Source organism: Xenorhabdus budapestensis, assembly GCF_002632465.1.
Classification (GTDB): domain Bacteria; phylum Pseudomonadota; class Gammaproteobacteria; order Enterobacterales; family Enterobacteriaceae; genus Xenorhabdus; species Xenorhabdus budapestensis.
In genome coordinates, this window is sequence record NZ_NIBS01000022.1 from 28,907 (window position 1) to 44,262 (window position 15,356).

General features: G+C 52.0%; 15 protein-coding genes and 3 pseudogenes. 16 read left to right on the top strand and 2 right to left on the bottom strand.

Annotated elements, in window-relative coordinates; translation table 11 throughout:
• Nucleotides 1-158, top strand: a pseudogene (locus Xbud_RS21405) (IS982 family transposase); the annotation flags it as partial.
• A 260-nt stretch (nucleotides 159-418) separates the two neighbouring features.
• Here the strand turns inward: Xbud_RS21405 and Xbud_RS20690 are convergent.
• Together Xbud_RS20690 and Xbud_RS15785 are read right to left on the bottom strand one after the other, a co-directional pair.
• The gene (locus tag Xbud_RS20690; protein WP_244589996.1) at nucleotides 419-2,086 is read right to left on the bottom strand and encodes an AAA family ATPase; all 1,668 of its coding nucleotides are present in this window, start codon (nucleotides 2,084-2,086) and stop codon (nucleotides 419-421) included.
• A gap of 13 nt (nucleotides 2,087-2,099) precedes the next feature.
• Nucleotides 2,100-2,621: pseudogene (locus Xbud_RS15785) on the bottom strand (tyrosine-type recombinase/integrase); the annotation flags it as partial.
• 287 nt (nucleotides 2,622-2,908) lie between these two features.
• Here Xbud_RS15785 and Xbud_RS15790 point away from each other — a divergent pair.
• The 15 genes and pseudogenes from Xbud_RS15790 to Xbud_RS15860 all read left to right on the top strand — a co-directional run.
• Nucleotides 2,909-3,796 carry a ParA family protein gene (locus tag Xbud_RS15790; RefSeq protein WP_099136944.1) on the top strand — a complete coding sequence of 296 codons (888 nt, stop codon included), beginning with the start codon at nucleotides 2,909-2,911 and terminating at the stop codon, nucleotides 3,794-3,796.
• On the top strand, nucleotides 3,793-4,185 hold the full coding sequence (locus Xbud_RS15795) for a hypothetical protein (protein ID WP_099136945.1): 393 nt from the start codon (nucleotides 3,793-3,795) through the stop codon (nucleotides 4,183-4,185). The genes Xbud_RS15790 and Xbud_RS15795 overlap by 4 nt, the downstream gene beginning before the upstream one ends.
• Entirely contained in the window at nucleotides 4,172-5,518 is a 1,347-nt protein-coding gene (dnaB-PI, locus tag Xbud_RS15800) for an SPI-7-type island replicative DNA helicase (RefSeq protein WP_169923089.1), read from the top strand. Before Xbud_RS15795 ends, dnaB-PI begins: the two co-directional genes overlap by 14 nt.
• A 3-nt stretch (nucleotides 5,519-5,521) precedes the next feature.
• Nucleotides 5,522-7,117: a ParB family protein gene (locus tag Xbud_RS15805; protein WP_099136947.1), complete on the top strand. Its 1,596-nt coding sequence runs from the start codon at nucleotides 5,522-5,524 to the stop codon at nucleotides 7,115-7,117.
• Between the two features lie 78 nt (nucleotides 7,118-7,195).
• Nucleotides 7,196-7,771 carry a DUF2857 domain-containing protein gene (locus Xbud_RS15810; protein ID WP_099136948.1) on the top strand — a complete coding sequence of 192 codons (576 nt, stop codon included), beginning with the start codon at nucleotides 7,196-7,198 and terminating at the stop codon, nucleotides 7,769-7,771.
• Nucleotides 7,772-7,806: 35 nt separating this feature from the next.
• Complete coding sequence (locus tag Xbud_RS15815; RefSeq protein ID WP_099136949.1) at nucleotides 7,807-8,061, top strand: ParE family toxin-like protein; 255 nt, start codon at nucleotides 7,807-7,809, stop codon at nucleotides 8,059-8,061.
• A gap of 108 nt (nucleotides 8,062-8,169) precedes the next feature.
• Nucleotides 8,170-9,393 carry an STY4528 family pathogenicity island replication protein gene (locus Xbud_RS15820; RefSeq protein WP_099136950.1) on the top strand — a complete coding sequence of 408 codons (1,224 nt, stop codon included), beginning with the start codon at nucleotides 8,170-8,172 and terminating at the stop codon, nucleotides 9,391-9,393.
• A gap of 205 nt (nucleotides 9,394-9,598) precedes the next feature.
• A complete protein-coding gene (locus tag Xbud_RS15825) occupies nucleotides 9,599-10,312 on the top strand; it encodes a PFL_4669 family integrating conjugative element protein (protein ID WP_099136951.1) in 714 nt (237 codons plus the stop codon).
• 13 nt (nucleotides 10,313-10,325) lie between these two features.
• Nucleotides 10,326-12,314, top strand: a complete 1,989-nt coding sequence (locus Xbud_RS15830) for a DNA topoisomerase III (protein WP_099136952.1) — start codon at nucleotides 10,326-10,328, stop codon at nucleotides 12,312-12,314.
• Between the two features lie 313 nt (nucleotides 12,315-12,627).
• Nucleotides 12,628-13,092 carry an STY4534 family ICE replication protein gene (locus tag Xbud_RS15835; RefSeq protein WP_099136953.1) on the top strand — a complete coding sequence of 155 codons (465 nt, stop codon included), beginning with the start codon at nucleotides 12,628-12,630 and terminating at the stop codon, nucleotides 13,090-13,092.
• A gap of 73 nt (nucleotides 13,093-13,165) precedes the next feature.
• Nucleotides 13,166-13,375, top strand: coding sequence for a hypothetical protein (locus Xbud_RS15840; RefSeq protein ID WP_099136954.1), 210 nt, complete (start codon nucleotides 13,166-13,168; stop codon nucleotides 13,373-13,375).
• A 16-nt stretch (nucleotides 13,376-13,391) separates the two neighbouring features.
• On the top strand, nucleotides 13,392-13,910 hold the full coding sequence (gene ssb / locus Xbud_RS15845) for a single-stranded DNA-binding protein (protein WP_099136955.1): 519 nt from the start codon (nucleotides 13,392-13,394) through the stop codon (nucleotides 13,908-13,910).
• Between the two features lie 74 nt (nucleotides 13,911-13,984).
• A pseudogene (gene pilL2, locus Xbud_RS15850) lies at nucleotides 13,985-14,215 on the top strand (PFGI-1 class ICE element type IV pilus protein PilL2); the annotation flags it as partial.
• Nucleotides 14,212-14,910, top strand: a complete 699-nt coding sequence (locus tag Xbud_RS15855) for a TIGR03759 family integrating conjugative element protein (RefSeq protein ID WP_099136956.1) — start codon at nucleotides 14,212-14,214, stop codon at nucleotides 14,908-14,910. The pseudogene pilL2 and the gene Xbud_RS15855, both read left to right, overlap by 4 nt.
• Nucleotides 14,886-15,356 (top strand): integrating conjugative element protein (locus tag Xbud_RS15860; RefSeq protein WP_099136957.1); only part of this gene is annotated, 471 nt, incomplete at its 3' end. The genes Xbud_RS15855 and Xbud_RS15860, both read left to right, overlap by 25 nt.

Genomic DNA, 15,356 nt, shown 5'->3' on the forward strand with positions numbered 1-15,356 from the left:
AATTTGCTATCGAGAAGTGCTGGGCACGGGATTTGTGGCATTTGAGTAATCGAATTGCCAGAAAACTGCTTTCTCACACGTTGGGTATTTTTGCCAATTTTAAACAAGGTAAAAGTCAACGCGACTGGCTTCAACAAGCCAACATTATAGGATGTTAAAGTCGAGCATCGCGTTAATGTATTAACCCGGTAACATGGAGAGCGAGTTATCACCTGTCAGAAAGCAGTTTACCTCCTCATCATTCCTCATTTTTTATTTTCCTCACTGCGAACATAGGTGAGGAATTGAGATTTATTTATCCTTAAAAATCAATGCGTTTTGTGTTCCTCACTTTTTCTGTATATATGCGAAAAAAGTGAGGAAAACGGTAAACAATAAAACCCCTCTCCTCACCGCTCTTCAGTTTTTTACTCATTTTTTAATCTTCATTATTCCGGTTAACAATGGTGAGTTCCTGCCCATTGCGGATAATCAACCTGTCTTGCTCTAACTTGGTTAACCAACGGCTGAAATTCTTCACATTCACGCCCATCGCTTTTAAATCATCACGGACAAGGGCAATGCTGCAAGGCTCTTTTAGGGCTGTACGAGATCGGATGCATTGCCATAATGCCGTGTGGTTATCGGTCTTATTGGCGATGAGTCCGATTTCGTCTTCTTCAACCGGATCGCGTGGCCTGTCAATCAGGGCTAATGACGTAATATCCTCACCGTCTTTATCAGTAAAAAGCTCCACCACGCGCATATCATAGGCTTTGGTTTCCGGCTCTTCAGCATCTTTCATCTTGGTGCAGGTGATAACCAGTGCACCGCCTTTTTTCCCTTCCCGGTTGATCCGATATTCAACATCCAGTGCCGCACGGAAAGCACTAGAGCCTCTTGCATCTTTGCCGGAATGGTGAACCACGAGAATGCTTGCCCCTGTTTTGGCTTTCAGTTCATCGCAGCCCCGGACAAAGGCGCCCATATCTTTAGAATCATTCTCATCAGCCCCGCCAAAACAACGGGCAAGGGTGTCCAGAATAATCAGGCGTATCGGCTGGCCCGTTTCAGATTCAACCTGTTGGGCAGCAATCACCAGTTCATGCACTTCGGCGGGAGAGGCCGGAAAGACTGGCGTATTGATCAGATATATATTTTCAACGGTCAGACCGTTGACGATTTCCCATGCTTTGATGCGTCGGGGCACACCGATCCCACCTTCACCGACGACGTACAATACAGAACCCTGAGCAACCGATTTTCCAGCCCATGCCTTACCCGTAGCAATATGACAACCCCATGCTCCCGCCAGAAAACTTTTATATGACCCGCTCGCCCCGTAAATGCTGCACAGGGAATGCGCCGGAATAATGCCTTTAACAACGTAGTCTAACTGCGCGTCAAAGCCCTCAGAGCCGACTGACAGCGGTAACTTTGTTTTGCGATTTGGATAAATGCTTTCGACATTGTCATAATTACGGTTTGCTATTGCATAGCTGTTCATCGGTTCCCTCACCTGATATAACGCCTTACTGAATGCCTGCTGTGCTGCCTCAATGCCATGTTGCTGCCGATAATCATCCCAATCGGCTTTATGCTCTGTGGGTGGCAACGTGACCCAACCATTCACCGCAAGGGCAGCTTTTTCTGCTGAAATCTTGCCGATATTCACTGTGGGTTTTCCGTTCTTATTCAGCTCGTTGGGATGATGCCAATCGTTATCTGCGGCAATAATGATTTTTGTGTCTGTCCAGCGTTCCCGAACGGCTTTGGTAACAGATAATAAATTGCCTGCATCCAGTGCCGCCAAAACAATGCCTTTATAGAGCTGATTAACCGTCAGAGCTGTGGCGTAACCTTCGGTAATAATTACCGTCTCCGGATGCTCTTCCAGCGCTGACACGGCAATAAACGCGCCTTTTTTCTGGCTACCGGACAGTAATTTTTTCGTTCCATCCGGCTTGATGATCTGTGCACCTGTTACTTTTTTATCCAGTGTTGCCATGGGCAACAAAGTCGAATTATTGAGCAATAACCGCTGATTAGGGAAATCCAGCTCTTTTGCCGTTAGATAGGGCGATTGCCCAGCGACAGTCTGCGCCATCAATGCCGCTACTACGCATAATAGCAGTGATACGCTGGCGCAGACGCTGGGCGATATCGTGTTTACCCTGCTCATCAATGGCCTTGACTGGCGCTAAAAGCTGGCTGGTGCGTAATGTGGTAATATCGCGGGTGCCGATATGGGGGAAAATGTACTGCTCAAGGCTGCGCAGCACTTTTTGACGGTGGCTGTCTCTCCAGCGTTTGTTACTGGCGTGCCATGCACGGGCGACTTGTTCAAACGAGTTGACTTTGGCGGGCGTTGGTGTGCCTTTCTTTTCGGCTTTGGGATCGATGCCCTGTGCCATCAGTTTTTTGGCTTCATCCTGTCTAGCGAGGGCATCGGCTAACGATACTGCCGGATAAACACCAAACGCCAGACGGTCTTCTTTGTTATCGGTCGGGCGGTAATACTTCATCCGCCAGTATTTTGAACCGCGTGACGAGACTTCTAAATAAAGACCCCCGCCATCGGCGAGTTTGTAGGTTTTTTCTTTGGGTTTTGCAGTTTCGATTTGTCGTGCGTTTAGTTTCATTATTAAGGGCATTCCAGTCATCGAATGGTAAGTGCCCCGAATTATGCCCTTCGCTGCATCTTGATTGCAACAGACGAAACTAGACGTAAAAATAAGAATGGATGTTGATTTTACTGGATTTAGTATGAATTGTTTTGACTTGGCTGGACTTCGCTGGAAGTTGAAGTGGTGCCCGGAGGCGGAATCGAACCACCGACACGGGGATTTTCAATCCCATCGTAAGTTAATTCAATGTAAAATTTCCTAACAAATCCGATTTGTACGCTTAACTTTAATGAGTGTACAAAATGATAATTCTTCCGATAATTTCCCCCAAAGGTGGTGAAGGTAAATCCACCCATGCCGCGAATCTGGCTGGATTTTTTGCTGATGCTGGTTTACGGACTCTCCTGATTGACGCCGATTACTCACAACCCACGGCCAGCAGTATTTTTAATCTGGTTTATGAAGCGCCCGCCGGGTTGTATGAATTGTTGATGCAGACGGTGGATCTGAGTCAGGCAGACACGATCATTTCCCGTTCGACGATCCGATACCTTGATATCCTTGTGTCCAACGATCCCGATGAATTGTTGCCAACCGCGATGCTGCATGCCCCGGATGGTCGCTTGCGTCTGCGTAATATTCTGCAACATCCCCTGTTTCATCAGTATGACGTCATTCTCATCGACTCCAAAGGTGCGACCGGCGTGATGACGGAACTGGTGGTCCTGACCACAACGCAGTTTGTACTGGGGATCATTAAACCTATCCTGCCGGATGTCCGTGAGTTTTTGCGTGGTACGTTGCGGATGTTGACCCGACTGCAATCCTTTGAGAATTACGGTATTCAGCTGCCGCTGATCCAGATACTGGCCAATGGTATTGAAGGCACCAATCTGGACCGGGATACACTTAATGAGCTGACCGGTATTATCGAACAGCACCGCTACGATACGTCAGCTTTGGGGGGCAGAACGGTTTACCAGCTGCTGAGCACCCGCATTGATCTTCTGGATATCTACAAACTGGGGCATGTTCGTGCTCAGCCCGTTCATCGTCTGGAATACAAAACCACCCGCAAAAGCCCGGCCGCGGCGCAAACCATGTACCGTCTTGCCTGTGAACTGTTCCCTGAATGGACGGTGAGGTTTGATGCGGTATTGATCAATCAGCCGACGGGGGATGTGCAATGACTGTTATCTGGCGAGCCGTCTGTTTTTGTTATGACAATGCTGAACTGCCGTTTACGGATACGCAGGATGAGTGGTTTGTGTTTATCGATGCACCGGATCGTAAAGCGGCGCAGGCAAAGTTTCAGGCGTTATTACCGGTTGTCTGGGGCGTTTCACCTGACCTCGTTGAGCATTTCAGTCCCCGTAGTGAAGAAGAATTACGTGCGCAGTCACTGATGCCGGGGGCACCGGATGATGTGTCCTTACTGGAATGTGGCTGGGCGCAGGGTAAACCGCAGTATTTAACCGCCAACGAAGTGCTGTTCTGGGTGACTTCCCCTCAACTGCAACAGCGGTTAATCGCGGCGCTGAATGATGTCAGCAGGGAGGCCGGTGATGCACAGGCATGATTTTTTACAAGCCGCTAATGAAGTACAACCCAGCAATGGTTACGCTGAAATGGCCGTGATTGGCGGATTGATACTGGATAATGACCGCTGGGATGACCTTGTCCAGCTACTCACCCCTGACGATTTTTTCTTTCCGGCACACCGGATACTGTTTCAGGTGATAGTCGAGCTGACAGAAAAAAATACCCCGTATGATTTGCTCACCCTGACGGATTTACTGACCCATCAGGGGCGTCTGGACAACGTGGGGGGCTTTGCCTACGTGGCCGAAGTGTGTAAAAACACACCCAGTGCCGCCAATATTGTGGAATACGCCCGCATGGTAGCCGAAAAAAGCCAGTTGCGTCAGTTACTGGCGCTGGGCAACGCCCTCAGCACGGAGGTTTTTCAGCCCCATGTTCAGGCCGCTGCTCTGGCCGAACAGGCCGAAAGTCAGTTGTTCCGTCTGGCTGAAAAAGGGGCGACCCTGCAACAGCAGGAGGTCACCCTGTTGCAGGGAGCGGAGGCGCTGATTTCCCATCTGGAACACATTCAGGGCAGTAACGGGATCACCGGGACACCGACCGGGTTTCAAGTGCTGGATGACATGACCTGTGGCTTACAGCCGGGGGATCTGATCCTGCTGGCTGCCCGCCCCTCAATGGGCAAAACCGCACTGGCACTGGCGTTTTGTCTCGGTGCATTACGAAGCGGTGAGGATGCGGTGGTGCAGATTTTCAGTCTGGAAATGCCGATCGCCCAACTGATGCTGCGTTTGTCGGCGATGGAAGGCAGCGTAGCATTAAGTGCCCTGCGCAGCGGTCTGCTGGATGATGAACAGTGGGGGCGCATCAGCCAGAGTCTGGATCAGTTTACCCAATGGGATCAGCGGCTGATTATTGATGATTGCAGCCTCCAGACACCGGCACTCTTGCGCGCCCGTGCCCGTCGTTACACCCGCAAATACGGTAAACCCGCCCTGATCATGGTGGATTACCTCCAGCTGATGTGCGCGCCCGGACAGGAAATTGCCGATATCTCCCGCAGTCTGAAAGCGTTAGGTAAGGAGCTGGACTGCCCGGTGCTGGCGCTGTCCCAGCTTAACCGACAGGTGGAAAATCGTCCGGATAAACGCCCTAACAATGGGGATCTGCGTGATTCCGGCTCACTGGAGCAGGATGCCGATTTGATCCTGCACCTTTACCGCGACGAAGTCTATCACGAGGGCACGCCGGATGCGGGGATGGCCGAAATCATTATCGGCAAGCAGCGTCAGGGACCGACAGGCACGGTGCGTGTGCGGTTTGAGGCGCAATATACCCGTTTTTCGGATGTCGATGGTGGCGGGAGGTAACGGATGGGACGTAATACGCAAAATTTAGGCCATGCCTTGTTGCAGCAGGGACGGCAGGCAGCCGCCACGCTCAATGACAGTCCGCCAATGGCAGAAATGCCGATGGTGTTAACGCTGGATCAACTTCGCCCCAATCCGGATAACCCCCGGACCAGCCGCAATCCGCGTTATGACGATATCAAAGCGTCAATCAAAGCCCGTGGGCTGGATACCGTGCCGAAAGTCACCCGTGATCCGGACGGTGACGAGGTTTATATCTTCAGTGATGGCGGTAATACGCGCTATCAGATTTTGTCCGAGTTGTGGCAGGAAACCGGTGATGAGCGGTTTTACCGGGTGCATTGCCTGTTTAAACCGTGGCCGGGACGGTTGCAGTGTGTCATCGGGCACTTAGCTGAAAATGAACTGCGGGGCGATCTCAGTTTTATTGAAAAAGCGTTAGGTGTCTGCAAGGCCCGGACCCTGTATGAGGCGCAGAAACAGCAGAAAATCACTCTGCGTGAGTTGTCTGCGCTGTTGGGTGAAGCCGGATTCCCCATCAGTATCAGCTACATCAGCCGGATGGAAGATACCGTGCAGCACCTGTACCCGTGGATACCGAATCTGCTGAATTCGGGATTGAATGTGCCGCAAATCCGGGTGTTACTGGCCTTACGACAGGATGCCGAGGCGGTCTGGCAACAACATGTTTTCAGTATAAACCCGGAACCCACGCTGACCTTTGATGAGGTTTTTGGGAACTGTTGTCGCAAGTTTGATGCATTGGAAGACTGGTCGCCGGCAATGTTCTTCGATGAACTGATTGGCGATTTATTGCAGGCCCTGCCACACCCGCAACTCAATTATGACCGCTGGATACTGGAACTGGATCCGAAAGAAAGCAACCGCCGACAGCTCTTTGGCGGGCAGGCCATCGCCTCTGACACCGTGTCGGTGCCGGAAGCCACTAAGCCGGATAATGTCAGCCGGGGTCGGGTGCAAAACCCGGAATCGAACCCGCGAATAATGGCTCAACCTGACACTGACAGGGAGCCGTCATCTGATACGGAAAATGCGTCGACCAATAAGGCACAGGCACCCGCCCCTGCTTCCCGAAAAAATCCGGTGCTTCCGCCTTACCCGCCGGATAGCGAGGATAACCCGTCTGAATCGTCCCAGCCTGCTGCGGAGGCCGAATGCCTGCACTTTGCCCAAACCGGGCTGGAGCCGGTCAGTTCGGTCTGGGACATTTCCCCGATGCAGGACGATATCGAGCATCTGCAAAATATGGCGTTCCGGCTGGCCTTTGAACTGGCGGAAGTGATGGGCTGTGACAGTGATTTGTTACCTGCTTCAGAGGAAAGCGCTGCCGGTTTTTGTCTGGTGAATGTGCAGGAAGCCCGGGCTTTTTCGCGTTTATTGTTCAGCCTGACCGGAGAAAACACCACTGACGCCCCGGCATTAACGCTGACCGCTGTTCTGCTCGGCACCGCAGGACGGGAGGATATGCCGTTACTGGATGATACCCAGACGGTGAAGTTCCTGCGCCTTATCCGGGTGCTCCGCCGTTTGCGTGAACTTCAGCGCCAGATAGCGCCGGAGGCCATAACGATGTCGTGATACCGGTACGGTGCGTGGTGTCTGTTTTCCAATGTGTTGTTCATTACCTTTTGACTGGCCTGATATTGGAGGAAGTAGATGAATCATTTATCGCAAGCAACCAACAGCCTGCTGATGCAGTTGGTGATGGATTTGAAGAACGGCTATATCCGCCGTTGTGAGGCGCTGGGATTAGCACTCGGTGAAATGCTGATGTTGCAGCGCCTGACGATTGAGGATCTGCATTATCTGGGCAACAGCCCGGTGTCGGTGCTGAGTGTTCATATTCATCACGCCAATCTGGCCCGCATCTTACATCAGGCGCGGATTGAACAGCAGCGGATGCAACGCATCGACCGGGCACTGGAATTAGGTGGCTCTATTGAACTGATGCACTATTTTTTCGGCCTGTCGAGTCTGGAAATTGCGGCCCGACGTCGTATTGCCGGCATGACCGTGCGGCCGGGGCGGAATTCGCCCCTGACGGAAGCCGAAAATCAGGAATTATGGCAACGCTGGCAGGTGGCAAAGATTGCTGATGCGGACAGCGCCGAAGGGCTGGATATGATGCTGGAAATGGCTGCGCATCATCAGATTTCGCTGACGGCCGTCTGGCACGCTGTGAAGGACTGGCAGCAGGGCGAGGCACCGGAATCGGTCAAAAAACAAGCCTGAAAGCCCTCCGTTAACCCTCAACAGAACAGGAAACGATGTCAGCAAAATTAACAGAAATGATGCCCGGTCTGCATGTGCCCTCGACGACACCCTTGTCACTGCGCCGCAAGGCGCAACATCAGGTGAGCAGCTACCAGCGGGGCGAGCGCAATTACGTCCGGCTGAAAGAAAAAGGCACCGGGTATCTGAAAATTAACGTGGGGTTGTTCTGGCGTCTGTTAAGTCGCGATGACGGACAATCGTGGGAGCTGATGCTCCATGAACGTTACAACAATGAAATTCGTAAATAGTCCGTATTGAAGTCGTGTCATTCTGCATCCTGTTCAACGCAACAGGGTGCAGTCCTGACATTATTTTTACCGACTCAATTTAAAAGCAAAGGCCGGAGATCAAGGATCATGATAAACCTGTCAGCAGACAGCATAATTGCACACACGGTTGCCAAAATGAAAATACGTCTGGAACAACGCGCAGACGATGACGTTTCACAACTTCGCAGTGGTCTGCTGTTTATGGGCAATATTCAGGATGCCTATCCCCGCCGTCTGTTGCTGGATGATCGCCTGTCGCCGCTGGATAAAACGGGCTGGATGATGATCCGGCTGTATGCGTTGAATAATGAAGGTGCCGTATTTCCCATCTATGACGAATTGCAGGTGCTGTTGGCGTCCCCCTATAAAGGCAAGGCCTCGCGTGAAACCGTCAGTCGGGTGTTACTGATGCTGCGAATAACCGGCTGGCTGAGTTTATGCAAGCGTATCCGCGCTGATCATGGGCGGGTACGGGGCAATATCTATGCGCAACACGATGAGCCGCTGACCTGCCGTGATGCTGAAATTCTCGATCCTCACTGGCTGGATACGGTGGCGGAAGCCTGTCGCAGCAAAAACCGCACTATCAGCCAGACGGCTCTGGATGTGCTGACTGACATCAAAGAAGACCCGTTGATGCGCCATCGCCACAGTCATATTCGCTTGCTGGAAGAAAGACTGAATGCGGTGCAAACACCGCAGCAAAGGGTGATGCGCCAGTCTCTTCAACAAGGCAAACAGCAAACCGAACTCAGGGAAATCAGGCCGGGTTCGGAAACCGGACTAAGTCAAAAAGAGGTGCAGGCTGAACTGAATTCGGATACCGAACTCAGCCTGAAATCAAGGTCTTATAGTGGTTCAGCTAAACCGAACCGTTATGTACGTTCTTTCACACAGAGTGTGAATAAAAAAACATACGTAGAGCCCCAATCCATGGTTTTTCTGCCAGAAGGACTTTGCCGACAACTGGAGCCGGACGATGCGACGATGCTGACCAGCCAGTTGCAGGCATTGCCCGCTGAACAGGCGCAGACCGTACTGAGCTGTCTGGACAAAGCACTACGGGCAGGAAAAATCGGTAATCCGGTCGGCTGGCTGCTGACGATGATGAAACGGGCACGGGACGGGAAACTGTATGCGCAGACTGAAATAGCGGCCCCCGGACCAGTGGCTGCAAAAGCGTGTGTTGAGCTGACTCAAAAAACTGATCGCCCTGCTTCGCCTTCTTCACCCGCTTACGTCAGCAATATGGTGAAAGACATTCGCCAACGACTGACACGGGTAAAATACCCGAGTGATCACGTTGATTAAAAATCATACTTTGTTGTCCGAGGCAAAAAAGATTAAAAATCGTACTTTGTTGTCCGGGGCAAAAAAGATTAAAAAAACATTTTTTCCTCGCTCCATGCAATGCCGCATTTTTCTCTTCTCTTATAACTGGTTATTCATTGAGTTACAGCCTGTTTAGCCCTGATAGTTTGACTGACTTATCAAGGCCAAACAGGAGTTTTTGTGCATGTCTGATGCAGAAGAAAAAAACGCATCTCAACCGCGTTTACGCGCCGGTGTCTTAACATCCTCGTTAACGATTGAACTGCATACCCACTATGCCATCCGGCTGTGGGCGGGGCGCCGACGGGAAGAAATCAGCAGTACACATAAGGTGACGGAGATCCTGGGGATGCCGCAGGTCATTAGACGGGCGGGCAACATCAGTGTGGATTCCGCTGCCGATAATCCGTATGCCGATGCCTGGCTGGTGAAGCTGGAACAGGCGTTGGAAGCCGCATCGGTCAATCTCAGGCAGAATCTGGCTATTTTGCAGGATACCCTGAATGCCGTCCCACAGCAGATCACCTTATCCGCCGTTTTCTCAGTCGACCCCCTGAATATCGGGGTCTACAGTCATTCCCCGTTAGGTTACCGCTGTGTCTGGCTACTGGTTGGTTATGACCAGCTCGCGATGAAAACGTTTCAGGCTTTTCATTACGGGCTGATTTCACGGGCCGAGCGGGATGCCTTTCTGCACAACGGTAGCCGAGCCATCCGCCAGATTTACGGCCTGGTGCGCTCTTACCGTTCACTGGCGGTCACCCGGCAGGATATTGCCCAGAAAACCCCGGCTGGGCTGGCTGCCATTAACGTGCTGGGCGAACCGCATCCCGATATTTTGTCAGGCAAGCAGCGTTCCGCGTTCGCCTCCCCGTTACGTTCTACAACACACGATTAACGGAGGGAAAAAGATGCAGCTTTATTTATGTGAAAAGCCTTCTCAGGCCAAAGATATTGCCCGCGTTCTGGGGGTTAAACAGCGCGGACAAGGATTTCTCTTCAGTGCCCGTATCATTGTCACCTGGGCCATCGGGCATTTGCTGGAGGTAGCGGCACCCGAACAGTATGGTGAGCAATTTGGTCCGCCGTGGCGGTTGGAGGTGCTGCCGGTACTGCCCGCACAGTGGCAATGGTCGGTGAAGGAAGCCACGGCGGCACAGTTTGCTGTCATCGAACAACTGTTAAAACAGGCTGATGAGGTGATTATTGCCACCGATGCCGATCGGGAAGGAGAAATGATTGCCCGTGAGTTATTGGAATATTGCCATTTCACGGGTGCAGTCGGGCGGTTGTGGCTGTCGGCACTGGATGAAACCAGCATCCGGCAGGCACTGTCGGCCATTTTGCCGGGGGAACAGACGGAAGCACTTTATCAGGCCGGGCTGGGGCGGGCGAGAGCCGACTGGTTAACGGGCATCAACCTGACCCGTTTGTATACCCTGAAAGCACAGGCGCTGGGGTTCGGGGAGGTGTTATCCATCGGACGGGTTCAGACCCCGGCGCTGGCACTGGTGGTGAGCCGGGATAAGGAAATCAGTCAGTTTGTACCGAAACCCTACTGGCAGGTGGTGGCGACACTGGAAAAAGACACTATCCGCTTTCAGGCTAAATGGCTGCCCGCCGCAGAGGACGGCGATGAAGAAAACCGCTGTACCCGGGAGGCTGCGGCACAGGCCGTGCAACAATGTTGCCAGCAGACCACGCAGGCCACCGTGATAGCCGTCAGCAAAAAACAGGAGAAAACCCCGCCTCCCCTCTGTTTTGATTTGGGCACGTTGCAGCAGACGGCGTCCCGTCTCTGGGGCATGGGGGCCAGTCAGGTACTGACGATTGCCCAGTCCTTGTATGAAACCCATAAAGCCACGACCTACCCACGCACGGATTGCGGGTATCTGCCTGTGTCCATGCAGGCGGATATTCCGGTGGTATTGACCGCACTGGCGCGAACCGATCCGGCGATGGCCGATATTATCAACCAACTGGACAAACAACAGGTTTCCCGGGTCTGGAATGACAAAAAAATCACGGCACACCATGCCATTATCCCCACACGTCACGCTTTTGACCTCACCCGGTTAACGACCGACGAGTTACAGGTTTATCAGCTTATCCGTCAGCATTATCTGGCGCAGTTTCTGCCCCCGCAGGAAACGGATGTGACGGAAGTGACACTGGATATCGGCGGGCAACACTTCCGGGCGAAAGGGCGGGTCAATGTGACCACGGGCTGGAAAGCACTGTTTACTGAAAATCAGGAAAAGTCAGACGTTGATCCCCCGCTCCCGCGCTTTCATCAGGGCGAGCGCTGCCAGATTATTGCAGCCAGCATTCAGTCGCTGCACACCAAACCACCAGCCCCGTTTACCGAAGGCACGTTGATTGCCGCGATGAAAAACGCCGCCAGTCTGGTCAGTGATCCGCAATTAAAGCAGGTCCTGCGTGAGAATGCCGGACTGGGCACGGAGGCGACCCGTGCCGGTATTCTGGACACCTTGTTTAAACGCCGGCTGATTGAGCGGAAAAAGAAAGCGATTCAGTCAACACCACTGGCACGGGAACTGATTGCCGGGTTGCCGGAGGTGCTGACCAGTCCGGGCATGACGGCGTTATGGGAGCAGTCGCTGGAGGATATTGCGCAGGGCAAAACATCGCTGGCTGTTTTTATGCAGAAACAGGCGCAATGGCTGTTGCATTTAGTCGAACGCGGCAAGGCCCAGCCGTTGTACCTGACGTTACCGAAAACCCCGGACTGCCCAAACTGTGGCAGCCGGATGCGACAGCGGCAGGGAAAAACCTCGCTGTTCTGGGGCTGCGTGAACTACCCGGGCTGTAAAGGAATGCTGAATGACAAAGCGGTTACCCAATCGCGCAAAGCCCGGCGGGCAATTCAAAAAGTCTGACGATCTGGTTGTTGATTGACGTGCTGACAGGATGCTTTAAGAATCACCCTGTTTCTTAAATGATCGGTGAGCCTGCAACGATCGCCTTTGGGTGGCTGTAAAACTCCCGTAACCTGAAAGGGAGTGCCTCAACGCGGTACATCTGCCCCCCTTTGAAAGCAGATATTGCCGGTTCAACGGCAATGAAGGTTCATTATTCTTTATCATAACGTCAGCAACGTCTATGCCTGACGCCCGGCGGGAAAAACCATTCCCGTCAGGGAGTAGGGTTTTCTCCGTCACATTGTATTTTTACTTCCATGGAGAACATCGTATGTCTGAGAACACCACAACCTTAACCAAAAACGACTATTTCAACCTGAATATCAAAGGGCTGGGTTACCTGAATAATATCCGCCATGTCAGTACCGCCAGTGGTACATTCCTGAGCTGCGTGATCAATGCATTAAATGGCCCGGGTGATAATCCGGTCTATGTGCGTTTTGATATCACCGTGGTTGGTAAGGAAGCGACCAGTCTGATCGGTCGTTGCCAGAAATCGGTGGATGAGGATAAAAAAGTGTTGCTGGGCTTCACCTTAAGCAACCCGTCTACCGATATTTTTACCCTGAAACGCGGGGAGCATGCCGGTGAACAGCGCGTCAGCCTGAAAGCCCGTTTGATCAAGGTGGACTGGATTAAAATTGGTCAGGACAAGGTCTATCAGGCCGAACAATCCGACTCGACGCCCCCGCAGAACGGTGTCGCGCAAACCGAATATGCAGAGAATTCATTCTGATATTTATTCCACTGACTTGCCCTGAATGTTTTCAGGGCAGTCTCTTTTCTAACAAATACAATAGGGTACAGATATGAGTATCACCCCCATTGGAATTATGGCACTGCAATATTGTCATAAGCAATTACCGTTAACGGTGTTGCAAACCCGTGCAGGCTTTTATATCGGCACGATAGAGGGCGGCGTACCCTGCTCCCGTGAGTCTATGGAATATTTTGCCAGCCGAGAACAGGCGGAGTTTGCCCTGAAGCAGGGGCTGTGGACACAACGTCAATCATCGTAACAGAGAGGAAATGGGTATGTCTTCACGTGGAGTAAACAAGGTTATTTTACTGGGGCATCTGGGGCAAGATCCGGAAATCCGTTACCTGCCAACGGGTGGCACGGTGACAACGCTGTCACTGGCAACTTCAGACAGTTGGCGGGATAAACAAACCGGCGAAATTCGGGAGAAAACCGAATGGCACCGGGTAGTGATCTTCGGCAAGTTAGCGGAAATCGCGGCGGAGTATCTGCAAAAAGGTGCTCAAATTTACATTGAAGGCCAGTTACAAACACGCAAGTGGCAGGACCAACAAGGACAAGATCGCTATTCAACCGAAGTGGTGGTGAATGTGAATGGCACGATGCAGATGCTGGGCAGTCGTGGTGATGCAAAGAATACGGTGTCACAGCAGGCTGGACATCAACCCGCACAGAAGCAACCGCCTTCTAAACCCACCCCCACCAGTAAGGAGAGAAAAAACACGCAAACGGTACAATCTTCTGTTTTACCGGAAGAAGAGAATGCCGATTGGGATTCGGAGATTCCGTTTTGAGTGTTTTCTTATAGTTAACAAATCGCCCTGTTATTGCAGGGCTTATTATTTTTTTAGTTAAAAAAACATTACTTTTTATGATATGTATGCCGGAAAAAACCAATGCCATCTTATATCGTCAGCCGTTGCCCTCTGTACACACACAGTTAGGCCCTGTCAGGTTACGCACTGCGTTGCAGGTGATGGCAGGTCCGGCCTGGCAACTGGAAGTGGATGAGGTGCAGCGTGTGGTTTGCCATCATTTACGGCAGGGCTATCAACTCCCGACTCCGGTCAAACATCCTCAGTCAGGAGGGCGCAGATGAGATTACACCAGCTCAATGTGTTGGTATGGCTGCTGAGCAGTTCGGTCTGGGCAACAACACCGACACCATTAGCTTTACAGCAGACACAATCGACAGAAAGCCAGCAGCACTCCCTGAAAAGTCAGGCTGAACAGTGGAAGTTAAGTGCCGATGAATACCAGCGTTACCAGCAACTGATGAAGGGGCCACGGGGTATCCAGTCGCCGGGGCTTGATCCGCTGACCGCATTAGGCATTGAAGCCGATGGTGATGCTGAACGCCGCCGTTATGCTGAACAGTGGGTTAAATCAGAGTTTGCCCGAACTGAAAAAGAACTACGTTTCCAGCAGGAAGTGAATGCCGCCTGGCAGCGGCTGTTTCCGGATGTGCTGCCAGTCAATATGACAACATCACGCGAGACAAGTGGCCGACTGGCACTGTTTGTCAGAGCCAAAGATTGTCCGCAATGTGACACCCGTTTGGCTGAAGTACTGGCGGCAAAGCAACCCGTTGATATCTATCTGGTCGACAGTCAACGTAATGATGACACCTTACGGCAGTGGGCTAAAACGCATCGTATTCCTGTTGGACAGGTCCGTAACCGACAAATCACGCTGAATCATGATACGGGTTACTGGTTCCGGTTTGGTAAGGGACTGATGCCGGTATTGTTGCGGCAGGGGGAACAGGGATGGCAGGTCACGTCATTACAATGAAATGGGTGAGCGTATTCCCCATTATCGGCCTGTTATGGATGACTCCCTGCCATGCCGAACTGAACGTGATTGCTGATTTGGGTGGTAAAGATGCCTCGCCCTTTTATGAAAGCATTAATGCCCAGCCGGATCATCGTTCTGCACAATCATACCATTTCTTGCCAGAAGTGACGGGGGAAGCGGCCATGCTGCCGGTTAAAACACCGGAACTGACACCGGGAAAAGTGGCAAGCCGGCCATTGCAACTGCCAGGCATTGGTGCGTTATTTCTGATTGGCGATGATCCCGACTCTCGTCAGTGGCTAAGCCAGCATGCAGCCCGGCTTACGCAATTGCATGCGGTGGGGCTGGTCGTCAATGTCAGTGAAATGGCAGGCTTACAGTCACTGCGGGCATTAGCGCCGGATGTCTTGTTATCGCCTGCTTCCGGTTCGGAATTGGCTCGC